Here is a 22,065-nt window from a genome sequence, read left to right as displayed (position 1 = left end):
ACGTCGCGACCCCCCACCGGACGCAGCGTCCGCGCGCAGCGCCGGCACCAGTCGGACATGCGTCCGATCCGCATCGGGGTTCTCGTCAGGGGGTAACCATGGGTCACGCGCCGGACTCAGAAAGTGCTCGCACGCCCCTCGTGGCAGCGATGTGCCGTACGCCACACTGAGATCCGGTGCCCCCGTCCTCGGAGCCCTGTGGAGGTCGCCCCCGTGCAGACCCAGAGCTTGACCGTCAGCGTCAGTCCGCCCGGAGGCGCCGCAGCCGACGCCGAAGCGGCCGCGGCCGAAGAGCCCGAGGCCGAGGCCGACGCCGTGGACGAGGAGGAGGAGCCCGAGGCTCCGGAGCGGGTCGAGCACGTGCCCACGCAGCGCAAGCGCGCCGGCGAAGGCTCCGCCGGGGCCGGTCCGTCCGCCGACCTCTTCCGGCAGTACCTGCGCGAGATAGGCAGGATCCCGCTGCTCACCGCCGTCGAGGAAGTCGAGCTCGCGCGGCGCGTGGAGGCGGGGCTCTTCGCGGAGGAGAAGCTCGCCAGCGGCGCCGTGCTCGACCTGCAGCTCACGCTCGACCTGGACAAGCTCGTCGTCATGGGGCGCATGGCCAAGCGCCGCCTCATCGAGTCGAACCTGCGGCTCGTCGTCTCCGTCGCCAAGCGCTACGTCGGCCGCGGACTGACCATGCTCGACCTGGTCCAGGAGGGGAACCTCGGACTGATCCGGGCCGTCGAGAAGTTCGACTACGCCCGCGGCTACAAGTTCTCCACCTACGCCACCTGGTGGATCCGCCAGGCGATGTCCAGGGCGCTGGCCGACCAGGCCCGGACCATCCGCGTACCCGTCCACGTCGTCGAGCTGATCAACCGCGTCGTCCGCGTCCAGCGCCGCATGCTCCAGGAGCGCGGGTACGAGCCCACCGCCGAAGAGGTCGCCGTCCACCTGGAGTTGACCCCCGAGCGGGTCCTGGAGGTGCTGCGCCTCGCGCAGGAGCCGGTCTCGCTGCACGCACCCGTGGGCGAGGAGGACGACGTCGCGCTCGGCGACCTCATCGAGGACGGCGACGCCGCCTCGCCCGTGGAGTCGGCCGCGTTCTTCCTGCTCCGCGAGCACCTGGAAGCGGTGCTCTCCACCCTCGGGGAGCGGGAGCGCAAGGTCGTACAGCTGCGCTACGGGCTCGCCGACGGGCGGCCGCGCACCCTCGAGGAGATCGGGCGGATCTTCGGGGTGACCCGCGAGCGGATCCGGCAGATCGAGTCCAAGACGCTGAACAAGCTGCGCGACCACGCCTTCGCCGACCAGCTGCGCGGATATCTGGACTGAGCACGGGAAGGGGCGCCCCGAAGGGCGCCCCTCCCGACACCGGCCGCGCCGGGCCCCAGGTCGTCGTCTAGTCGACCTCCGCCACCGCCTGCGCGAACTGCGCCGCGTACAGCCGCGCGTACGCGCCGTCCGAGGACAGCAGCTCCTCGTGCGTGCCCTGCTCCACGATCGAGCCGCTCTCCATCACCAGGATCAGGTCGGCGTCGCGGATCGTGGACAGCCGGTGCGCGATCACGAAGGACGTCCGGCCGTGCGCGAGGCGCGCCATCGCCTTCTGGATCAGCACCTCGGTGCGGGTGTCCACCGAGCTCGTCGCCTCGTCGAGGACCAGGATCACCGGGTCGGACAGGAACGCCCGCGCGATGGTGATCAGCTGCTTCTCGCCCGCGCTGACGCCCGCGCCCTCGTCGTCCAGCACCGTGTCGTAGCCGTCGGGCAGGGTGCGGACGAACCGGTCCGCGTGCGCCGCCCGCGCGGCCTCCTCGATCTCGGCGCGCGTGACCTCGCGCGAGGCGCCGTAGGCGATGTTCTCCGCGATGGTGCCGCCGAACAGCCAGGTGTCCTGGAGCACCATGCCGATGCCGCCGCGCAGTTCCTCGCGGGTCATCTTCGCGATGTCCACCCCGTCGAGGCCGATCTCGCCGCCCGTGACCTCGTAGAACCGCATGAGCAGGTTGACCAGCGTGGTCTTGCCGGCGCCGGTCGGGCCGACGATCGCGACCGTCTGGCCGGGGTCGACGCTGAGCGAGAGGTTCTCGATCAGCGGCTTGTCCGGCTCGTAGCGGAAGGCGACCTTGTCGAAGGTGACCTGCCCGAGCAGGGTCTCCGGACGCTCCGGAACCTCGGCGTCCGGCTCCTGCTCGGGCGCGTCCAGCAGCTCGTAGACCCGCTCCGCCGACGCGACACCGGACTGCACCAGGTTCGCCATGGAGGCGACCTGCGTCAGCGGCATCGAGAACTGGCGCGAGTACTGGATGAACGCCTGGACGTCACCGATCGACAGGGTGCCCGAGGCCACCCGCAGGCCGCCGACGACCGCGACGAGCACGTAGTTGATGTTCGAGATGAACAGCATCACCGGCTGCATGATCCCGCTGACCAGCTGCGCCTTGAACGAGGCCCTGTACAGCGCCTCGTTCTGCTCGGCGAACAGGGCCGCGGACTCCTTCTGCCGGCCGAAGACCTTGACCAGCGTGTGGCCCGAGTACATCTCCTCGACGTGCGCGTTCAGGGCGCCGGTGGACTTCCACTGCGCCACGAACTGCGGCTGCGACTTCTTGCCGATCTTCGCGGCGACGTACGCCGAGACCGGGATGGTCACCAGTGCGACCAGCGCCAGCAGCGGAGAGATCCAGAACATCATCGCCAGCACGCCGACGATCGTCAGGATCGAGTTGAGCAGCTGGCCCATCGTCTGCTGGAGCGTCTGCCCGATGTTGTCGATGTCGTTCGTGGCCCGGCTCAGCACCTCGCCGCGCTTCTGCTGGTCGAAGTACGACAGCGGCAGCCGCGACAGCTTCGCCTGCAACTGCTCGCGCATCCGGTACACGGCGGCGTTCATGATGTGGTTCGACAGCCGGGTGGCCACCAGCATCAGCAGGCCGGCGAGCGTGAAGACGCCCAGCGCCCACAGAGCCACCGCCCCGACCGCGCCGAAGTCGATGCCCTTGCCCGGGGTGAAGGCGGTGCCGGACAGCATGTCCGCCATCCCGCCCTGACCCTTGGCGCGCATCGCCGCCAGGGCCTGCTCCTTGGTGGCGCCGGGCGGCATCTCCTGCCCGGCCTCCCGGCCGACGATCCCCGCGAACACGAGGTCGGTGGCCTTGCCGAGGATCTTCGGACCGGTCACCGAGGCGGCGACACTGGCCACCACCGCCAGGACCATGCCCCACAGCTTGGCCCGGTCGCGCGCCAGCTCGCGCAGCAGCCGGTTGCCCGAGCCCTTGAAGTCCATGGTCCGCGTCGTGGGCGGACCCATCATCATCCGTCCTCCGGGCCCGCTCATGCGGCCTCCGCCTCCGTCAGCTGGGAGAGCACGATCTCCCGGTAGGTCTCGTTGCCGGCCATCAGCTCGTGGTGGCGCCCCTCGCCCACCACCTGCCCCTCGTCGAGGACGATGATCCGGTCGGCGTCGCGGATCGTGGAGACCCGCTGGGCGACGATGACCACGGTCGCGTCCTCGGTCTCGCGGGCGAGCGCCGCGCGCAGCGCCGCGTCCGTCGCGTAGTCCAGGGCCGAGAAGGAGTCGTCGAACAGGTAGATCTCCGGGCGCTGCACGAGCGTGCGCGCGATCGCGAGCCGCTGGCGCTGTCCGCCGGAGACATTGGTGCCGCCCTGGGCGATGGGCGCGTCGAGCCCGCCCTCCAGCTCGGACACGAAGCCCTTGGCCTGCGCCACCTCCAGCGCGTGCCACAGCTCTTCGTCGGTGGCGTCCGGCCGCCCGTAGCGCAGGTTGGTGGCGACCGTCCCGGAGAACAGGTACGGCTTCTGCGGGACCATGCCGACCGTCCTGGCGAGCAGGTCCGGGTCGAGGCCGCGCACGTCCTCGCCGTCGACGAGCACCTCGCCGCCGGTCGCGTCGAACAGCCGGGGGACCAGGCCCAGCAGCGTGGACTTGCCGCTGCCGGTGGAGCCGATCACCGCGGTGGTCTCGCCGGGGCGGGCCACCAGGTCCACCCCGCGCAGGACCGGGGCCTCGGCGCCCGGGTAGCGGAAGTCGGCGCCGCGCAGTTCGAGGCGGCCGTGGCGGTCGAGCTCGAGGACGGGCTCGGCGGGCGGGACCACGCTGGAGTCGGTGTCCAGGACCTCCTGGACGCGCTCGGCGCAGACTTCGGCGCGCGGCACCATCATGAACATGAAGGTGGCCATCATCACGGCCATGACGATCTGCATCAGGTAGGCGAGGAAGGCCGTCAGCTGGCCGATCTCCATGCCGCCGCTGTCGATGCGCATCGCGCCGAACCAGATGACGGCGACGCTGGAGATGTTCACGACGACTATGACGGTCGGGAACATCAGCGCGAGCAGCTTGCCGGCGGCCAGCGAGACGCCGGTGAGGTCGGCGTTGGCCTCGCGGAAACGCTCCTTCTCGTAGTCGTCGCGGACGAAGGCGCGGATCACCCGGTTGCCGGTGATCTGCTCGCGCAGGACCCGGTTCACGGTGTCCAGGCGCGTCTGCATAGCGCGGAACAGCGGACGCGTCTTCAGGACGATCGCGCCGACCGACAGACCGAGCACGGGAACCACCGCGAGCAGTACGCCCGACAGCTTCACGTCCAGCGACAGCGCCATGAAGATGCCGCCGACGCACATGATCGGAGCCGAGACCATCAGGGTGAAGGTCATCAGCACGAGCATCTGGATCTGCTGCACGTCGTTGGTCGTACGGGTGATCAGCGACGGGGCGCCGAAGTGGCCGAGCTCGCGCGCCGAGAAGCTCTGCACGCGGTCGAAGACGGCGGCGCGGACGTCGCGGCCGAGGGCCGCCGCGGTGCGGGCGCCGAAGTAGACGGCGCCGACGTTGCAGACGAGCTGGACCAGCGAGACGCCGAGCATCAGCGCGCCGAAGCGCAGGATGTAGCCCGTGTCGCCGTTGACGACACCGTTGTCGATGATGTCGGCGTTCAGCGTGGGCAGGTAGAGGCTCGCGCTGGTCTGCAGCAGCTGCAGCAGGACCAGCACGGCGATCGGTTTCCGGTACGGACCGAGGTGGGTCCGCAGAAGTCGTATGAGCACGCGCAGGCTCCGGTCGGCATGATCGAGGGGGTTCACCCCATCTTCGGCCACCCCGTGGCCCGATCCCCACCGCTTTTCGCAAAGCCCGGTCAAAAGGAGTACGTCCGTTCCCCGGCGTCCCGAGCCCCAGGACCCCCGCCGGCCGCGCCGACCGCGAGCATCGGGAGGAGCATGGGAGACGGGGGGTTCTCGGGACGGACCGGCTGTGGAGGGACCCATGACGGCAACCACACGGGAGCAGACCCCCGTCGCCTTCGAGGGCAACGGCGCCGAGCTGCGCCTGCAGGAGATCGGCGGAGGCTACACCGTCGCGTTCGGACGGTTCGACAAGGGCGTGGACATGACCCCGGCGTTCAAGGGCCTGCCGGACGACCTGTGCACGTGCCCGCACTATGCCTATGTGCTCAAGGGCAAGATCAAGATGCACACGAAGGACGGGGACACGGTCTACTCGGCCGGGGAGGCCTGCTACTGGGCGCCCGGACACGCCCCGGAGGCCCTTGAGGACACCGAGTACCTCGACTTCTCGCCGACGGAGGAGTTCCGGGCGGTGGTCGACCACGTGAAGGCCCGGTTGGGCTGATCTCCCGAAACGCGCCGGTGGGCCGGCGGCCGGCGCCGCTTCCCCGAGACCGCTCAGAACGCTCCGGGGTGGATCTGCTCCCGGGTCGCGATGTACTGCTGGCGCACGCCCTGCCAGGCCGGGTACTCCTCGTCCGGCTCGAAGACCTGGGCCGCCGGCGCCGGCCACACCGGCGGGGTGTGCGCAGCGAGTGTGCCCTGTGCCACGCCGAGCGCCCACGCCGCCTGCCGGGCAGCGCCCAGCGCCGCGTAGTCCGCCGGCGCCGGTACGACGATCTGCGTGCCGAACAGCCCCGGCGCGAAGGCCTGTACGGCGGGCAGCTCGGCCGCCGCGCCGAGCAGGAACACCCGGCGGATCTCCACCCCGCGGCTGCGCAGCACGTCGAGGGCGTCCACCAGTCCGCAGAGCATGCCCTCGAAGGCGGCCCGCGCCAGGTGTTCCGGCTTCATGGAGTCGCGCCGCAGCCCGGACAGGGTTCCGGCGGTGTGCGGCAGGTTCGGCGTCCGCTCGCCCTCCAGGTACGGCAGGAGTACGAGTCCGTGCGCGCCCGGGGTCGACTTCAGGGAGAGCGTGCTCAGCCCCTCCAGATCGGTGCCCAGCAGCTCGGCGGTGCCGCGCAGGGCCCGTACCGCGTTGGAGGTGTTGACCACCGGCAGGTGCATGCCGGTGGCGTCGGCGAGCGAGGTGATCAGCCCGCCCGGCTCCGACAGCGCCTCGCGGTGCACCGCCATCACCGACCCGGACGCGCCGAGCGAGACCACCGCGTCGCCCGGGCCCATGCCCAGCCCGAGCGCGGCGGCCATGGTCTCGCCGGTCCCGGCGGAGATCAGCAGCCCCTCGGGGGTGGTGCCGGCGGCGTCGGCCGGGCCGAGCACCTCGGGCAGCAGCGCCCGGTGCCCGAGCGCGAGCTCGACCAGGTCGGGGCGGTAGGTGCCGGTGGCCGCCGACCAGTAGCCGGTGCCGGAGGCGCCGCCCCGGTCGGTGGTCCGCCGGGCCGGGCGGCCCAGCAGCTGCCACACGAGCCAGTCGTGCGGGGACATCAGTACGGCGATCCGCCGGGCCGCGTCCGGCTCGGCGCGGGCCAGCCAGGCGAGCTTCGCCAGCGGCTGTGCCGAATGGGGGACGGAGCCGACGGCCTCGGACCAGGCCTGCCGGCCGCCGAGCGACTCGATCAGGTCGGCGGCGGCGACCTGGCCGCGCTTGTCGTTGCCGACCAGAGCGGGGCGCACCAGGGCGCCCTGCGCGTCCAGCGGCAGCAGGCCGTGCTGCTGGGCGGAGACGCCGATGGCCTGCACCCCTTCGAGGAGCCCGCCGCCGGCGGCCTCGCCGAGCGAGAGCAGCCAAGCCTGTGGATCCGTCTCGTGAGGCAGGGCCTCGCCGGTGGGCTGCGGATGGGGGGCGTACCCCTGGCGCAGCACGGCGCCCGTCTCGGTGTCGCAGACGACGATGCGAGTGAAGGTGGAAGAGCTGTCCAGCCCGGCGACTATCCCCATGCGGAGAATTCTGCCGCACGTCTGAGCGAACTCGTCCGCCCCGGACCGCGCGGAGCCCTCGCGGGTCCCGCGCGGCGACCGGCCGCGGCGGCGTCCGGGTGAACCGTCAGGTGTTGCTGGTGCCCCAGTCGTCCTCGCCCGAGCCGCCGCCGCCGACCCGGGCGCGCAGGCCCCGTACCCGCCCGGCCAGGGCGTCCGGCACGGCGTCGCCGACCTTGTCGCTCACCGCGGCGAAGGCCTTGCCGGCGAACTCGCGCCCGCTCTGACCGGCGCTTTCGGCGGCGTTGCGCACGGCGGGGTTCTGCGCGAGCTCGCGCGCGGACTTCTTCAACTGTTCATAACGCTCGCGCCCGGCCCGGGTTCCGAGCACGTACCCGAGGGCCAGTCCGACCGCGAACGTGACCTTGTACCGCATGCCTGCCACCCTTCGTCGTGTGGTGCCCGGCCCGCTGGCGATACCGATTGGCGGAGCACCCCCCTGCTTGCGCTAATCTATGACTCGCAACGGGCACTCGCCCCCCGGCCAGGCCGGAGGTGGGCTGTTCGGTGCAACGCAGCAATCCCCTGTAGCTCAATTGGCAGAGCAGCCGACTGTTAATCGGCAGGTTACTGGTTCGAGTCCAGTCGGGGGAGCGCGGTCCCCTGTAGCTCAATTGGCAGAGCAGCCGACTGTTAATCGGCAGGTTACTGGTTCGAGTCCAGTCGGGGGAGCAAGAGAGAACGAGGACCCCGTGTGGGTCCTTTTTCTTTTTATTGCCCTGCGTGCGGAACCGGCCAGCGCCCGGCGCGGTCTCTCTGGGCAGGCGAAGCCGATCATGCGAGGCATCCGAGGCAGGAGATCGTATGAGCGGCTATGCTGCGGCAGACGGCGCGCACACATGTACGCGCCACGCCGTGAAGGGGCGGTAGCTCAGCCGGTTAGAGCAGCGGACTCATAATCCGTCGGCCGTGGGTTCGAGTCCCACCCGCCCCACTGCGAGCCGCAGGTGAAGAAACGATCTCACCTGCGGCTTTGGCGTTTCCGGGGTCTGTCGCGCCATCAGGCGAGCTGAGCTCAAGCCTTTGGCTGGGAACCACCTGGGAACGCGGGTCGGCCGTCTCGGGCTGATCGCGGCGACGGCGCGGCACGAGTGAGGCGGCCTTCTCGGCGGCGTCGCGCCCGACTCCACCCAGCAGGTGCGAATACAGGTCCGTGGTGATCGTCACCGTGGAGTGCCCGAGGCGCTTCGACACGATCGCCATGTCGACCCCGGCGGCGAGCATCAGCGACGCCTGTCCGTGCCGCAGGTCGTGCAGCCGTACCCGCCGCAGCCGCCGGCGCTCCCCGGCGGGCAGGTGCGCGTCGTCCTCGAACCGGACGGCGTCGATCAGGCCGCCGAAGAGCTTGGAGACGTGATCCGGGCGCAGGGCGTCGCCGTCGTCATGGGCGAACACGAGCCCGTGGTCCCGGTACGCCAACTTCCACTTGCGGCGCTCGTCCTCCTGCCGCAGCTTGTGACTCAGGAGCGCACCGACGGTCAGCTCGTCGAGGTCGATGATCCGATCTTCGCCGCTCGCCGTCTTGGGCCGGGAGAACATCAGACCGATGTGTCCCCCTTCGCAGTACGGACACGCCACGGGCGGCATGTCCCGCTTCTTGAGCCCGGACACCTGCACGATCTGCTGCCGCACGACGATCACCCGCCGGGCGAAGTCGACGTCGTCCCATCGGAGCCCGCACGCCTCACCGCGGCGCAGGCCCGTTCCGGCGATCACCTCGAAGAGGGCGCCGAGGCGGTGCGTGCCGATGTGGTCGAGGAAGGCGCCGAGCTCGGCCGGCTCCCACGGGATGACCTTGGGGCGCTGAGAGGTTGGCAGCTCGACGTTCTTCGCCATGTTGAAGGTGATGAGCTGCTGCTTCACCGCGGTCGTCAGGGCGCTGCGCAGCGTCGCGTGAATGCGGCGAACGGTCGCCGTCTTCCGCTTCCCGTCGTTGACCTCGGCGAGCAGCTTGTCGACGTGCGAGGGCCGCAGGTCGCGCAGGCGTATGCGGCCGAGGTGCGGCACGAGGTAGTCGTCGATGTGGTGCCGGTACGAGCGGAGCGTCGTCGGGCGCCGGCCCGCCCGCTCCTTGAGCTCCATCCACTTCTTGAGCCACTGCTCGACGGTCTGCCCGTCGTCGTGGGTGTAGCTGCCCTCACTGATCCGGGCGAGGACCGTGCTCAGCTCGCGCTCGGCCTCATCGGCCGTGGCGAACCCGCCCTTCTTGAGCTGCTGCCGCTTGCCGTCCCTCTCGATCCCGGTGTCGGCGGCGTAGTACCAGGAACCGTGTGCCTTCTTGCAGTTCTTGCGCCGGCCCTTGGCGTCGTACTGCGCCGGGCACTGGCACCGCTTGAACACGTGGCCTTTCAATCTGCCTCCTTGACTGCTGGGTCGTATGGGAAGCGATGGTGAACCCATCGAGGGAGCGGAGGGGGCATCAGCCCGTCTTCGCGTAGGACTGCCCTGATCTCTTCAAGGCGCTCAACGATTCCTTCTAGGGCGGCGTCCGTGGCCTCCGCGGCGCGGAGAAGTGCGTCACGTAGCTCCGCGTCGCTGTCGGCCACTCGCGCGGCCCGTTTCCTGTCCTCGTCCGCGATCTGCTGATGTCGCAGCAGTGTGGCGATGGCCTGCGCATGCTCGCGGTATCGGAACATCCCATATGGCGTGTCTTCGAAGTCGTCGGCGTCTTGATCAGTGACGGCCCAGTCGGCACCGGTCCTGCCCGCCGCCTCGCCAGTGATCCACTGAGCTGCCTCGAAGGCGTGCGCCTGGACTCCTGGAAGTGGCTCGACGGTCTCCTCGTATCCCACGGGGACGACCAGCGCGACGGGCGGTACGCGCAGGGCTTGCGAGATGACCATGAGTTCGGCAACGGAAAGGGTCGGTCGCCGACCGCTCTCGAAGTTGGCCAGCACGGATCGCGCGATGGGCATGCCGAGTTCGGCGCAGCGGTCCGCGAGCTGCTGCGCGCTCATTCCGCGTACTTGGCGGAAGCGCCGGACCTCAGTGGCCATCGTGCGGGCCAGTCGAGCAGGCCATTCCTCTTGTGTCATGGAAGCACAGTATTCAAGTTGATTGACACTGTCCAGCATTGAGGTGCATTCTGTGCTCACCTGTCACCAAAACCGAAGAGGTAGTGACTCAGTGACACAGTCCAGCATGACCCGATCGGATCTCCTGGCTCTCCCGCCCGCGGTCGACCTCGTAACGGCAGGTCGCGCGCTTGGCCTGGGGCGGAGCAAGTTCTACCAACTGGCCCAGCGCGGCGAGATGCCCGTACGGACGCTGCGTCTGGGTAGCGCCTACCGCGTGGTCACGGCCGAACTGCTCGAACTCCTCGGCGTTCAGCCGGAATAGGCGGGCCCCGGCCGGTGCGCTAACACCGAGCCGAGGCCCCGAAGCCCCTCAGCACTGCCCAGCTCTGAACAGTCACGGCGAGCGCGAGGTCTCTCACCACCTTGCGCCGCCAGTAAGGAAGCTTCATGTTCCAGGCTACTGAGCGCGCGCGTCGCTCGTTGCCGTACCTGCCCACCGGACGCCGGTCCGGGGCCGCCCGATGAACGAGACCGACACGGCACGGCGGGTCGAGCAGGTGCTCGACCTCGCCAGCCACGGCATGCACGTATTTCCCCTCCGCCCCGACGACAAGCGGCCCGCCGTGAAGGAGTGGCAGCAGCGGGCCACGACCGAGAAGGACGCGATCGTACGGGCGTGGTCGCACGGACCGTATGGCGTCGGCATCGCCTGCGGTCCCTCCGGTCTCGTCGTGGTCGACCTCGACACGGCCAAGGGCGACACCCCGCCTGACGAGTGGACCCTGCCCGGGATCACCGACGGCGCCGATGTTCTCGCCGAGCTGCATGCCCGCCACGGGGCTCGGTGGCCGTTCGGCACCACCCCGGCGGTTCGCACCGCATCGGGCGGCCAGCACCTCTACTACCGGGCGCCGGTCGACGGCGAGATCCGCAACAGCGCCGGCCGCCTCGGGTGGAAGATCGACGTACGTGCGGTCGGAGGGTACGTCGTCGCCCCGCCCTCAACCGCGAACGGCGCCCCGTACCGATGGCTGACCGGCCTCGACGCCGAGGTCCTCGCCTTGCCCGATTGGCTCGGCGAGCTCGCCGCCCCGGCGACGCCCGAGCCAGTGCACGCGGTAGTGCTGCCGCTGACCCCGCCGCGCACCACCCGCCCGGGGTACGCCGCCGCCGCGCTGCGCGCCGAGGCCGACGCCGTCCGCACGGCCGCCCCCGGAACCCGGAACGACACCCTGCACCGGGCCGCGTTCAAGCTCGGCACACTCGCCGGCCGCGGTGACCTCACCCCCGCCGAGATCGTCGACGAGCTGCTCGCCGCGGCAGCAGCCAACGGCCTCGGCCCGACGGAAACGGAGAAGACCATCACCTCGGGCCTGCGCTCGGGAATGCACCACCCGCGAGGGGCCGCCGTATGACCGCCCCGACCGCGCGTGAGCGCATTCTCGCTGCCGTCCCGGCCCAACCGAGCGAGGCCGCCATGACCGACCGCACCACATGGCAGCGCGTCGACCTCGGCCCCGTGCTCGACGGCACCCACAGCGCGCCGCAGCCGACCATCGGCCGCCGTGACGACGGCGCCGGTCTCTTCTACCCCGGTCGCCTGCACAGCATCTTCGCCGAGCCCGAAGCCATGAAGACATGGCTTGCACTCACCGTAGCGACCGCCGAACTCGCCCTCGGAAACGCCGTGATGTACCTCGACTTCGAGGACGAGGAAGGCGGCATCGTCTCGCGCCTGCTCGCCCTCGGAGCCCCGGCCGCCGCCATCGCCGAACGCTTCCACTACTTCCGCCCCGACGGGCCGCTCGGCGACGCAGGCCGCGCCGCTCTGGCCCCCTACCTCACCAGCCCGACCACCTTCGCCGTCATCGATGGCGTCACCGAAGCGATGGGCCTCTTTGGTCTCAAGCCGAAGGACGACACGGACGTCGCCGGCTTCTGGCGCATCCTGCCCCGATGGCTCGCCGAGCAGGGCCCGGCCGTGCTGCTGCTCGACCACGTCAACAAGGACCGCGAGAGCCGGGGCCGCTGGGCGACCGGCTCGCAGCACAAGCTCTCCGGACTCAACGGGTGCGCCTTCGTACTGGAGAACATCACGCCCCTTGCCCCCGGGCAGACGGGCAAATCCCGTGTACGCGTTGCCAAGGACCGCCCCGGACAGGTCCGCAAGAACGCTCTGCCGGGCAGCAACGGGGCGCTTCACTGGTTCGCCGACTTCATCGTCGAGTCCCAGCTCGACGGCTCGGCGCTCGTGAGTCTGCCGGCGCCCGTGCAGCGTGACGGGCCGTTCCGGCCGACGGCGCTCATGAAGCGGGTGTCAGACGCTCTCGCCACCGCGAGGGAGCCGCTCAGCGTGCGCGGTGTCCTCGACCGTGTGTCCGGCAAGCAGGATGCCGTACGCCGAGCGCTCGCCCTGCTTGTCGACGAGGGGTACGTGAGCGTCACGCCCGGCGCCCGAAACGCGCAGCTTCACGAGTCGAAGCGCCCGTTTACCGATTCCACCGACTGACCGTACGACCGTGTCCCACCGTGGCCGACCACTTCCCCGGCCACGGTGGCCCCGACCGTATGACCGTGTCCCAGTGTCCCTATAGGGGACACGGTCAAACGGGCCACACTCACGGCCCGCACTCACCCTCGGGACACGCTCAGCGTCTCCCCGATCACCAGATGCCCGGATGTCGCCTCCTCCGGTCTCCCTGCCGTCGCGGGGAACGCCCACCCACGCCTCATTACGTCCTCACGCGCGCGTGAGGAGAGAAGGACCCCGAGATGACCAGTAAGAATCGCCCCGCCGCTGTGGTCGCCCTGGCCCGCGGCAACACGGCCGAGCAGGCCGCCCGCGAGGCCGGCGTCTCCGGCCGCACCATCCGCCGTTGGATGGAGGACCCCGGGTTCGGTCGACAGGTAACGGCGACTCGAACCGAGCTGCTACAGCTCGCAGTCGGGCAGCTCGCCGCCGCCTCGACCAAGGCCGTGGCCACCCTCGTCGATGCGCTCGACAACGAGAAGGGGCAGGCCCGCGTGCAGGCTGCCCGTGTGTTGCTCGACGCCGTCCTTGCCCTGCGCGAGTCCCTCGACCTCGAACAGCGCCTCGCCGCCCTCGAAGCAGCCGGGGGTGACGCGCGCTGATGGCCCGTAGGAAGAACAAGCTCGCCGACCGCCTCGCCCGCCTCGAAGACGCGTCCCGCGAGAGCATGTGGCAGCTCACCCTCGAAGACGGCACCACCGCCGCTCTGCCCGTGCTCACCGTCATGGACGCGCTCGCCGAGCTGTTCGGCTTCCCCGTCGACGGGGACCAGGAAGATGACGAGCGGTCGCCGGGGCCGCCCCGACTGACGTTGACCCGCGAGATACGGCTGCTCGCTCGCGTGGCCGAGGGCTCAGAGACGTCGATGCTCGGCCGTACCGTCGTAGCGCTTGCCAAAGAGGCCGTTCGGGAGAGTGGCGAATGAACACCCTCGACCGTTCCCAGCGCGTTCCCAACCCCCTCACGACCTGCGCTGATGATGCCCGTAGCGGATACCAAATCCGTCGGTTCGATGACTCGGATCGGGTACGACTGGGCAGTTCGATGCTCCGGCCAGACGGATCGGTGATCGTTCCGCCCGTGCTCGCGAGTGAGGTCGTTCGCATCCTCTCGGCTCACCTCGACGAACGGGTGCGCACAGATGGAGGCGAGCTCTCGGCCGGAGCGCGACGACTCCTCGTCGCACTACAGGCCGGCGCCGAGCACGCGACCGCAGAGTCCGTACGGCCTGCCGCTACCGGAAGCACCCTGGCGGACCCTGACACGGTCGAGGTGACCGTGATCGAGGCGGCGGCGCTCATGGAGTGCTCGCCGCGCTGGATTCGGTCCCTGATCGAAGCCGGGCGCCTGCCCGCCCGGCGGGCCGGCGAGCGTTTGTGGCTCGTCGACCGCACAGCCCTCGACCACTACCGCCAAGGAGGAACCGCCCTATGACCGCCGCAGACGTCGACCGCTCACAGTGGGAGGACATCACGCCTGACGATCGCAAGATTCCTTGGAAGCGGATCACCGCCCCGGAAGCCCGTTCGGGCCCCGTCAGCACTCACCCCGTTCTCGCAGATCGGGGCTTTGTCCACACCGCGCCGTGGTGGGTCGACGGCACTCTCTACACGGACAACGTCCGCTGGTTCGGACATGTTCGGGAGCAGGCGCAGCAGAGCGGCCAGCACCTCGCCGTCGAGGAAGCCCCGGACGGCCCGCCAGTCGAGCACCGCGCTCAGGTCGACGCCATGCGCCGGTATGCCGAGCTGCACACCCTGCGCCCTGCTCGCCCTCTGCCGTGCGACGAGCAGGGGCAGCCCTTGCTCGTCCGCTTCTACTGACCAGCCCCGCCGCCGAAGGACCCCACACCATGACCAGCCTCACCGGCCCGAGCATCATCGACGCACAGCTCTCCCTCGCCGCCGTCCGGCGTGCCCGCGAAACGGACCTCACCGCACTACGTCGCCGCCTCGACGACGGGATCAGCCAGGCCCGCACCTTCCGCGACCCCGACCTCACCGACGAGGCGAACGCCCGTCGCCGGACGGAAATGGAACGTGCCGCCCGCGAGCGCGCAGGCACTGAACTGGACGGCATTGAGCGCACGACCAAGGCGGCAGCCGACCAGATCCGCGCATACGCCGAACGCACCTCGACGCCGACCGAGCGCGACGCAACCGAGCAGCTCCTCGCCGAGACCCGCCGGGGACGCGCGTGGGACCGCACCCGAGCCCTGCTCGACGCCGGCCGCAGCGCTGCCGATGTGATCGGCTCGGCAGACGTCGACACCCTGCGCGCTCTGCGCGTCGAACTCCCGTTGTACCTCGCTGCCAGGAGCCCCAAGCCCGAAGGCTTGGCCGGCCTCGACTGGACCGAACCGGACCCGGCCCCCGTGCTGCGCACGGTCGACCGGGCCCTCGTTGACCGCCTGCCCAAGGACCAGAGCGCGGCCCTGCGCATCCGCCTCGACCTCGACCAGGCCGAGCCCGGCCTGCGGGAAACCGTCGCCGGTCTGCGGCGCCAGGTCGACGGCTCAGCCGACGGCGGCGACGGTCTGCGCAGTGCCATCGCTGCCCGCTTTGCCGACCAAGAAGCGGCACAGCTCGATGCGTAGCTGACGGAGTGCGCCCTACAGCACAGCCCCGCCAACCAGCGGGGCTGTGCGTATGGGAGAACGTCAGGCCCAGTCGGCCGACGGCTGGGCCACGTCCCATCCGCCGATGTGAGGCTGGGGAGCGTGCTTGGCGGCGCCGGGCGGCAGCGCGGCGAGGCAGGCGGCCGAGCAGGCGTTGACGAGCAGCGGCAGGACGTCGGTGGCGACCACGAGCGAGATCCACCGCTGGTGAAGCTCTGATCCCTCCACCGGCCGGTCACAGACACTGCACGCACTGATGGCTGTCGTGCCCCACCGCTTCGGGTCCAGCGCAGCGAGGTGACCGCCGGATTGAGAATCGCCCGTCGTCCGCAGCCGGGGAAAGGGCGGGCGCAGCTTGAAGTTACCGAACAGCGAGCGGGTGCTGACCGTGCTCCGCACCAGCTTCGAGCAGCGGGTGATCTCGTACGGGAACCAGTGCAGCCGGTGGGAGGTGTACGGGCTGAACTCCTCCAGGCTGCTCATAGCGCCGATTTCCGGGGGAATCCGCACCAGGTTGCTGCCATAGAGCCTCAGATGCTTGACCGCGGTCAGCCGGCCGATGCTCGCGGGCAGCGTGATGACGTCTCGCCGCTCTTGCGGGCTGAGCTCGACGAGCGGGTTGAATTCCTCCCTGCCGTCCGCGACCGCCTCTTCGACGAGCCCGAGAAGACGCAGCCAACCCGCCGAGGACGTGTCCTGCTGCTCGCCGTGAAACCCGACCCGGGCGCGCGGGTGCACCCTGTACTGATCGAAGCAGGTGCAACGTTCCCGGTGGAGGGGCTGACCATCCGGCCCGATTCCTTCGGGCCATCGGTTCGCGAACAGGCGGGGCTCGGGGGGTGTGGCATCCATACGATCAAGATAGGAACCCGGCAGGACGATCGCACTGGGTTTCGGTACTAAGCGCTGTGCACATCCTGGCTGCTGCGATGCCTGGACCATGCTCGGGCGGCAGCGATCAGCGGGGCGCGGTGCGGCGCCGGGTCGGCAGCGGCGCGGCTCTCCCAGACGCCACAGAGGGTGGCGGCGAAGGTGGCGACGGCCGAGGGCTCTGCGGAGTAGTAGGCGGGCACCGCTCGGGCAAGGGCTTCGGCTTGCTCCGCGGTGTGGCCGGCGTGAATGAAGCGAGGGATGGCGAACGCTGTGTCTGCCCACGCCGGGCCGGGACAGGCCAGGGCCCAGTCCAGTACGCGGATTCCGTTCGCGGTGGCCAGCATGTTCAGCGGTGACACATCGGAGTGGACGAGGGCACGGCCTTCGAGGTCGGTGCAGCGGTCGTCAGGGAAGAACCCGGCCCAGCGAGTGTGCAGCGGCTTCTTGCGGACCTGCTCCGGCCACGACGCCTCGGACATCGTGGTGAGAGTGCCGAGGTAGGGGCCGAGGTCGGATGAGCCGGGGCTGAGGTCCGGGTGCGGGCCGACGAGGTACTCGTACCCGGTGAGCAGCCACCCGCCGGCGTCGACCTGCCAGAGCACGCGGGCGGCGAGCGGTGCGACTCGGGTCACGCGCGCCTCGTAGTCGTACATCCACGCTGTGGGCTCGTCGCTGCGGGTGCCCTTGACGAAGACCGGCCCGGCGGCGGTGTGGAGGGTGCAGGCGAGACGGGCCATGACGCCGGTCTCGGCGGTCTCGGCGTGCTCAACGGGGCCGGTGTAGGTCTCGACGGCGCTACGGGCCTCGGGTGGGAGTTCAAGCCATGCGGTGCGGTCCACCCGCTTACTCCTCGTGCAGAACGGAAGCCGGTCCCCGGCTCGGCCACAGAGTGGCACAAGCCGAGGACCGGCCGCAGGCGGTACGTCAGGCGTACTTGGGGCTGTTGTGGCAGTTGGCGTGGCACTGCGAGCAGTCGGCGAGGTCCAGCTCGGGCCAGAACTCCATGTCGATCACGAAGCCGGACGCGACGATCGCGTCGACCGTCCGGGCGCGCAGGGCCTTGCCGCCGCCGTGTTCCTCCTTGTCGAGGAACCCGGGCTGGTGGTGGACGAACTTGCCGATCGTCCCCGAGCAGAAGTCCTGGTACGCCTGCGTGTGCAGCAGGAAGGCGTGCCAGAAGTCATCGACGAGCGGCGACGGGCTGAGCGGGGTGTCGCTGTACGCGCCCGCCGCGAGGAAGGCGATCATCTGCCCGACGCCGCGGTCGGCCTTGTCATCGGTCAGCTCGGGGAACTTGGCCTGCATGTTGGACACGAGCGTCGCGCGCAGCTTGGCGCCGATCAGATTCCGCGCGTCGGTCGCGGGACGCTCCTGGATTACGGTCACGGTCCTTGCCTCCTTGGTCAGTGGTGCATGGGACGTGCTGTGAAGCGCCTCGGCCGGCGCGACTGGGGACGGTGCCTACCGAGGCGTGCCCCGCCCGCCCGGGTCTTGTCGGGTCATCCGAGCGGGCGGGGAGATCAGAGCGCCGGGAATCCGGCGTCGGGGATGGCCATGGCCGACAGTGCGTCGCGGTGCCCGAGCTCAGCGGTGGTCATGGTGGCGAGCGCAGCGAATCCTGCGGCGGTGCCCAGCACCCATATCCAGCTCAGGAAGCGGCCCACCGGATCGCCGGATGCGGCCCCGCGCTGCGTAGCATGGCGCGCGGTCATGCTGCGTTCTCTTGTGCCTGCTCGCGCTGGGAGATGAGTCGCTCGAACTGGATCGCGTACAACTCGACCTGGTCCGGGGTGAGGACGAGCAGGGACTCGGCCGTACCGCCGTCGTCGTAGTGGACCAGGACCGGCAGCGCGCTCTGCTGGGCCCGGTGGTCGTACACGGCGTCGCGCCGCATCGGGGTCACGTACGTGGCCTGCGCCGGGACGGGGCGCAGGGTAGTTCCGTCAGCCGGCGCCGACCACTCGTCGCCACCGCCCGGCGGACGCAGGTGGTAGGTGCTGGCGCCCACTCTGGGCAGCGTCACGATGACGCCGATTCGCCCGTCCTTGGCGGTGTCGCGGGCGAGGTCGCCGAGTCGTGGGTAGAACGGTCCGGCCGTCCCTAACTCGCCACCCTGTGAAGGGAGATGGGGTGTTGGTCGTCCTGTCATGCCTCAGAAGTTAGGGGCGGGTCAGGGGCCCAATATGAATCGGAGGAATACCGCCCTCATCCGTCCAGGTGGAAGCGGTCTGACATACGGCGCAGCTTTTCGCGGGTGGCGATCCGCTCGGCGTAGACAATGCCTCGGAGGGTCGACCGGGCGATCGGATGGTTCCGTACGAGCTGGGGGGCGATCCGCTCCGCGGTCTCCAGCTCCGCGAGCGCGCGGTCACGGTTGCCGTCCCACAGCCACGCGCGGGCGAGGTCCATGTGGTGATGGCCCTGACGGGAGTTGGGTAGAGCGGCGACGAGCTCGGGGGCCGTGCGGCGGTTTATGGCGAGGGCCTTGGTCTGCTCGCCGGTCTCCAGGGCGACGCTGATCGCGTGGATCTGTACGTTGCCCGGGGAGAAGGTGACCGAGTGACGGTCGTAGATCGGCGGGTTGTGCTGGCCGGTCATCCTGCGGGCGGCGTCGCGGGCGTGGTTGATCCGCTCATCGGCCTCGACCGGTCGGCCGGCACGGGCCGCGGCGACGGCGGCGCGCAGGTGGAGCGTGCCCCACATCCGTAGGGCGAGGGGCTCGCCGAGCTCGTATTCGCGCTGCACGCTGGCGATGGCCTTGTCGGACAGGGTGAGCGAGTCGTCCCAATCTGCCGTGGCCCACATGTCCCAGACGCGCATCCAGTCGGCGAGCGCGGGCATGACGGGGTCGGCCGAGAGACGGGCGGCCCATGCGGCGCGTTCGGCCGCCATTGCGACGAGCTCGGGGTGCCCGAGGGCGTGCGCGGCGGTGTGGGCGAACTTGCACGCCACGGCGTAGATCGCGAACGCTTCCTCGCGCTCGTGGCCGGTCGCGGCCTCGGCCAGGGCGCGGGCCTCGCGGAGGAGGTCGGGGAGGGTGGCGAGGATCGCCGTGTTGGCCGCCGCATCTCGCAGGCGGTGCAGGCGGGTCATGTCCCGCCACAGCTCACCGGACGCGCGCGGGGCGCCGTCGAAGATCGGCGCGAGGTCGTAGCGGCGCAGCTCGCGCAGGATGGATGCGGCTGAGACCTGCCACTGATTCTCGGCGGGGCTACTCGCGTACGGCCGGCCGATCAGGTCATTGGGATGCACGTGCAGCTCGGCGGCCACGAGGTTCAGCAGCCCGACCCGGTCCAGCTCGATCAGGCCGCGCTCCATCTTGGACACCCAGCCCTGTGTCTTCCCCAGGGCGGCAGCGAGGTCAGCCTGTGGCATCCCAAGTCGCAGCCGTGCCCGCCGTACGCGACGGCCGATCTCTTCTGCTTCCTCCAACATCCGGGCGCCTCCATCTGTTGTGATCTATCAGACTCCGCTTGCTAGCAACGTACCCATGAGCGGGCTGACTTGGGCGAAGCTGGATTTGGTCATGACTGCCGGGCGCTGGCTTGTGAGCCCGGCGCCCGGTCGAGTGCACAACACTGGGGGCTATTTGTGGCCTGCCGCCCTTAGGAGGACAGGGACGAAGCTGGGGCCCTTGGCGATCTTGTCGAAGGAACTTTCTGTTGCTACGGAAAACGCGTCGCGTTCCCTGATCAGCAAGTAGAGAAGACTGAAGAGGGAGTCCTCGTCTGAGTGGGATTCCTGTTCGCTCAATTTTCGTAGTTGCTGGGGATTGTGTACGGCAGACCCGAGTAGTTCGGCTGCGCTGAGCATGGCCAGGTGAAACCGAAGGTCGGTGCGCTCGGATGGGTGGACATCATTCGCGAGAAATTCGTCTACGACGCGCTGCTGGCGGGCGAGCCACAGATATACAGGCAGCGGTGTTGTCGTGGAAAAATACTTCCTATAGTTGCTCGGGCTCTTGAGTAGACTGGACGGCCGTGAACGTGCGCTATGGGGTTCACTGAACCCCATAGCTGCCAGTGCTTGAGCAAGCAGAGGAATTCCGATAATTCGATTCGCCGGTTTCCCAAGGTTGCGGTAGTAATTCTTGCGGCGGTCGTAGAACCAGTCATGTTCGAGGAAGAAGGCTTCGATCTTTCGTTGATTGTCGTCCGTCGCGTGCAGAGAAGCATCGTGGACTTTGGTCTGCCTGTTTGTTGCACGGATTACTTTGTCCCGTTCCTCCATGTTGTTTGTTTTTAGGATTCGAACCTGGATGAGGCCGCTGAAGGAAGGGTGATTAGGTTCCTGATGTTGCAAGTCGCGCAGTGCTTCATGAACCGTGTGAGAGGTCTGTAGGCCGTTGACGATCTGGACATCATCCAGCGAGAAGACCTTCCCCCCTACGGTCCAGGCTCGTGAACATGTGATGGTTACTCCGTTGTTGAGCCACCAGAACTGTGGAGCGGAGTGGTCTAGGAGAGAGTCCCTAATTTCGCGGTTAACCTCGACGCCGCCCTCGTAGTCGCGCACGTTCCAGTCGAAAATGTGGCGGCGGAGAGCCCCTTCCTCGTCGCTGATGAAGCCGAGGTAGTCCCTCAGTGTTACGAGCGCAATATGGCTCGCTCCGTGGGTGATGCTTTCAGTGTATGGAAGTTCCAGTGTGTACGACCGTACTTGGTTTGATCGCTGCCACAGTTCTGATGCGCCAATGAATTCAACTTTTCCGACCCCTCCAGTGAATTTCGCGGCAAAAGCGCTCTCCAGGTCGCGCGCCTTCTTCTCGACTTTAGAATTCACGTCGGAGACTTCCCCGCGGCTTACGTACGAGAATCGGACTTCGACTTGTGGGTTTCGAGTGGCTATCGTTGTGAGTGTTCGTCGGAATCGCGAAACATTAGTTACGAGCTCAGCCCCGTACAGTTCTAGGAGGTCTTCCTCGGTCTCCTCCAGGTCCAAAAGGCGCCGGGTAGAAGAAGCGGCGAGGTCGATCGCCGTTTCCGTGAAGGACTTTTCGCGTTTGGCTTGAACAAGCCAGAGCAGGAGACGCGACCCCCGCGGGACATCGGCTGGTGGAGGGGTCTCGTCTTCTTCTGCGAGCAGCCGCTCGTTGAGGAAGACGAACACCCCGTCGATCGCGCCGTCCCCGCCGCCCCCGATCACCCCGGCTTGAATCTCCTCAAGGGAGAGGTCTCCTGTTGTGACTGCTTGCTCGCACGCGAAGACCTCGAAGATCTTGTCTGCGAGCAGCGGTGACACTGCTGCCCGTTGCTTGAGTACCTGATCAATCAGTACGAGGTCATTACTCGCCACTACGCAGCTCCTCACGCCCGAATCGCAGAGGGCAACTGCTCTGCGGAGGATGCACTTTGGGTGCATACCCGTCCATCATGCCGATGGTTTGGACGCGAGGGGCGCGTAGTCCGACTATTGCTTGGTCACCTTGCCGCTGGCGCGACTGTTGATCTTGTTAGCAACCCGGCCGGCGTGAGCCTTGACTGGTCAGGCGGGTCGGGTGGCGTGAGTGCCCTGGGAACCCGATGGGAACGGACGCGCCTGAAGGTGGTGTCAGTGATCGTCACGTTGAGGCGGTGAGCGTGGTCCCTGACCGGCCGGAAGGGCAGAGTTGATCACCCGGCGGCATCCTCCGGGCCGTCCTCGATCGGACTCATAATCCGTCGGCCGTGGGTTCGAGTCCCACCCGCCCCACCATGGCAGGTTAGAAGAAACCTTCTGACCTGCGAAAACACCTCTTTCGCGGCCGTGGGAGCCCTGCGCCGGTGTGGCGAATGTGAGGCGAAGGCTGCATCACGTGCACCTCGAAGGCCCCTGAGCTGGGGCTTTGCCCGTTCAGGCGTGGGACGGGTGGTCATCGGTCC

General features: G+C 68.9%; 22 protein-coding genes, 3 tRNA genes and 1 pseudogene. 14 read left to right on the top strand and 12 right to left on the bottom strand.

All coding sequences use genetic code 11. The features are described 5' to 3' along the window. Positions 1 to 198: 198 nt before the first annotated feature. Positions 199 to 1,317, top strand: a pseudogene (locus DRB96_RS01005) (RNA polymerase sigma factor); the annotation flags it as partial. Between the two features lie 67 nt (positions 1,318 to 1,384). Here the strand turns inward: DRB96_RS01005 and DRB96_RS01000 are convergent. Then, positions 1,385 to 3,322, bottom strand: a complete 1,938-nt coding sequence (locus DRB96_RS01000; protein ID WP_112446326.1) for an ABC transporter ATP-binding protein — start codon at positions 3,320 to 3,322, stop codon at positions 1,385 to 1,387. After that, entirely contained in the window at positions 3,319 to 5,052 is a 1,734-nt protein-coding gene (locus tag DRB96_RS00995) for an ABC transporter ATP-binding protein (RefSeq protein WP_112453123.1), read from the bottom strand. The genes DRB96_RS01000 and DRB96_RS00995 overlap by 4 nt, the downstream gene beginning before the upstream one ends. Before the next feature lie 217 nt (positions 5,053 to 5,269). Here DRB96_RS00995 and DRB96_RS00990 point away from each other — a divergent pair, with 217 nt between their 5' ends. Continuing rightward, positions 5,270 to 5,635: a hypothetical protein gene (locus tag DRB96_RS00990; RefSeq protein ID WP_112446325.1), complete on the top strand. Its 366-nt coding sequence runs from the start codon at positions 5,270 to 5,272 to the stop codon at positions 5,633 to 5,635. A 53-nt stretch (positions 5,636 to 5,688) separates the two neighbouring features. Here DRB96_RS00990 and DRB96_RS00985 read toward each other — a convergent pair whose 3' ends face one another. Further along, positions 5,689 to 7,128: an FGGY family carbohydrate kinase gene (locus DRB96_RS00985; protein ID WP_112446324.1), complete on the bottom strand. Its 1,440-nt coding sequence runs from the start codon at positions 7,126 to 7,128 to the stop codon at positions 5,689 to 5,691. Positions 7,129 to 7,234: 106 nt separating this feature from the next. After that, a complete protein-coding gene (locus tag DRB96_RS00980; RefSeq protein ID WP_162688417.1) occupies positions 7,235 to 7,543 on the bottom strand; it encodes a YtxH domain-containing protein in 309 nt (102 codons plus the stop codon). Between the two features lie 145 nt (positions 7,544 to 7,688). Here DRB96_RS00980 and DRB96_RS00975 point away from each other — a divergent pair. The 4 genes from DRB96_RS00975 to DRB96_RS44125 all read left to right on the top strand — a co-directional run bounded on the left by DRB96_RS00975 (position 7,689) and on the right by DRB96_RS44125 (position 9,561). After that, a tRNA-Asn gene (locus DRB96_RS00975) sits at positions 7,689 to 7,761 on the top strand. Positions 7,762 to 7,766: 5 nt separating this feature from the next. Further along, positions 7,767 to 7,839: transfer RNA gene (locus DRB96_RS00970), tRNA-Asn, on the top strand. Positions 7,840 to 8,027: 188 nt separating this feature from the next. Beyond that, a tRNA-Ile gene (locus tag DRB96_RS00965) sits at positions 8,028 to 8,101 on the top strand. A gap of 239 nt (positions 8,102 to 8,340) precedes the next feature. After that, positions 8,341 to 9,561, top strand: coding sequence for a hypothetical protein (locus DRB96_RS44125; protein WP_239515948.1), 1,221 nt, complete (start codon positions 8,341 to 8,343; stop codon positions 9,559 to 9,561). Here DRB96_RS44125 and DRB96_RS00945 read toward each other — a convergent pair. Then, on the bottom strand, positions 9,516 to 10,241 hold the full coding sequence (locus DRB96_RS00945; protein ID WP_112446322.1) for a helix-turn-helix transcriptional regulator: 726 nt from the start codon (positions 10,239 to 10,241) through the stop codon (positions 9,516 to 9,518). The two genes, DRB96_RS44125 and DRB96_RS00945, sit on opposite strands and share 46 nt — an antisense overlap. Before the next feature lie 67 nt (positions 10,242 to 10,308). On the opposite strand from DRB96_RS00945, the gene DRB96_RS00940 reads away from it, so the two are divergent. From DRB96_RS00940 to DRB96_RS00905, 8 genes are all read left to right on the top strand, one after another. After that, on the top strand, positions 10,309 to 10,506 hold the full coding sequence (locus DRB96_RS00940) for a hypothetical protein (RefSeq protein ID WP_112453122.1): 198 nt from the start codon (positions 10,309 to 10,311) through the stop codon (positions 10,504 to 10,506). 199 nt (positions 10,507 to 10,705) lie between these two features. Then, positions 10,706 to 11,599, top strand: a complete 894-nt coding sequence (locus DRB96_RS00935; protein WP_112446321.1) for a bifunctional DNA primase/polymerase — start codon at positions 10,706 to 10,708, stop codon at positions 11,597 to 11,599. Then, positions 11,596 to 12,693 (top strand): AAA family ATPase, encoded by a 1,098-nt coding sequence (locus DRB96_RS00930; protein ID WP_112446320.1) that lies wholly within the window; start codon positions 11,596 to 11,598, stop codon positions 12,691 to 12,693. The genes DRB96_RS00935 and DRB96_RS00930 overlap by 4 nt, the downstream gene beginning before the upstream one ends. Before the next feature lie 263 nt (positions 12,694 to 12,956). After that, positions 12,957 to 13,316 carry a hypothetical protein gene (locus DRB96_RS00925; RefSeq protein WP_162688419.1) on the top strand — a complete coding sequence of 120 codons (360 nt, stop codon included), beginning with the start codon at positions 12,957 to 12,959 and terminating at the stop codon, positions 13,314 to 13,316. Beyond that, positions 13,316 to 13,639 (top strand): hypothetical protein, encoded by a 324-nt coding sequence (locus DRB96_RS00920; protein ID WP_112446318.1) that lies wholly within the window; start codon positions 13,316 to 13,318, stop codon positions 13,637 to 13,639. The genes DRB96_RS00925 and DRB96_RS00920 overlap by 1 nt, the downstream gene beginning before the upstream one ends. Beyond that, positions 13,636 to 14,148 (top strand): helix-turn-helix domain-containing protein, encoded by a 513-nt coding sequence (locus tag DRB96_RS00915; protein ID WP_112446317.1) that lies wholly within the window; start codon positions 13,636 to 13,638, stop codon positions 14,146 to 14,148. The genes DRB96_RS00920 and DRB96_RS00915 overlap by 4 nt, the downstream gene beginning before the upstream one ends. Further along, on the top strand, positions 14,145 to 14,537 hold the full coding sequence (locus DRB96_RS00910) for a hypothetical protein (RefSeq protein WP_112446316.1): 393 nt from the start codon (positions 14,145 to 14,147) through the stop codon (positions 14,535 to 14,537). Before DRB96_RS00915 ends, DRB96_RS00910 begins: the two co-directional genes overlap by 4 nt. Before the next feature lie 29 nt (positions 14,538 to 14,566). After that, positions 14,567 to 15,310, top strand: coding sequence for a hypothetical protein (locus DRB96_RS00905; RefSeq protein ID WP_112446315.1), 744 nt, complete (start codon positions 14,567 to 14,569; stop codon positions 15,308 to 15,310). 63 nt (positions 15,311 to 15,373) lie between these two features. Here DRB96_RS00905 and DRB96_RS00900 read toward each other — a convergent pair whose 3' ends face one another. From DRB96_RS00900 to DRB96_RS00870, 7 genes are all read right to left on the bottom strand, one after another. Next, positions 15,374 to 16,183: a leucine-rich repeat domain-containing protein gene (locus tag DRB96_RS00900; RefSeq protein ID WP_239515949.1), complete on the bottom strand. Its 810-nt coding sequence runs from the start codon at positions 16,181 to 16,183 to the stop codon at positions 15,374 to 15,376. A gap of 47 nt (positions 16,184 to 16,230) precedes the next feature. After that, positions 16,231 to 17,043, bottom strand: a complete 813-nt coding sequence (locus DRB96_RS00895) for a phosphotransferase (protein WP_112446313.1) — start codon at positions 17,041 to 17,043, stop codon at positions 16,231 to 16,233. Positions 17,044 to 17,128: 85 nt separating this feature from the next. Beyond that, positions 17,129 to 17,590, bottom strand: coding sequence for a hypothetical protein (locus tag DRB96_RS00890; RefSeq protein ID WP_112446312.1), 462 nt, complete (start codon positions 17,588 to 17,590; stop codon positions 17,129 to 17,131). Positions 17,591 to 17,724: 134 nt separating this feature from the next. Further along, entirely contained in the window at positions 17,725 to 17,916 is a 192-nt protein-coding gene (locus tag DRB96_RS00885) for a hypothetical protein (protein WP_112446311.1), read from the bottom strand. Continuing rightward, positions 17,913 to 18,212, bottom strand: coding sequence for a hypothetical protein (locus DRB96_RS44120; RefSeq protein WP_239515950.1), 300 nt, complete (start codon positions 18,210 to 18,212; stop codon positions 17,913 to 17,915). The genes DRB96_RS00885 and DRB96_RS44120 overlap by 4 nt, the downstream gene beginning before the upstream one ends. 197 nt (positions 18,213 to 18,409) lie before the next feature. Continuing rightward, positions 18,410 to 19,639: a helix-turn-helix domain-containing protein gene (locus DRB96_RS00875; protein WP_112446310.1), complete on the bottom strand. Its 1,230-nt coding sequence runs from the start codon at positions 19,637 to 19,639 to the stop codon at positions 18,410 to 18,412. A 150-nt stretch (positions 19,640 to 19,789) separates the two neighbouring features. After that, positions 19,790 to 21,499 (bottom strand): AIPR family protein, encoded by a 1,710-nt coding sequence (locus DRB96_RS00870; protein ID WP_162688420.1) that lies wholly within the window; start codon positions 21,497 to 21,499, stop codon positions 19,790 to 19,792. Between the last annotated feature and the right edge of the window lie 566 nt (positions 21,500 to 22,065).

This window comes from Streptomyces sp. ICC1 (genome assembly GCF_003287935.1).
GTDB lineage: Bacteria > Actinomycetota > Actinomycetes > Streptomycetales > Streptomycetaceae > Streptomyces > Streptomyces tritrimontium.
This window is presented reverse-complemented; position numbering and strand designations above follow the sequence as displayed.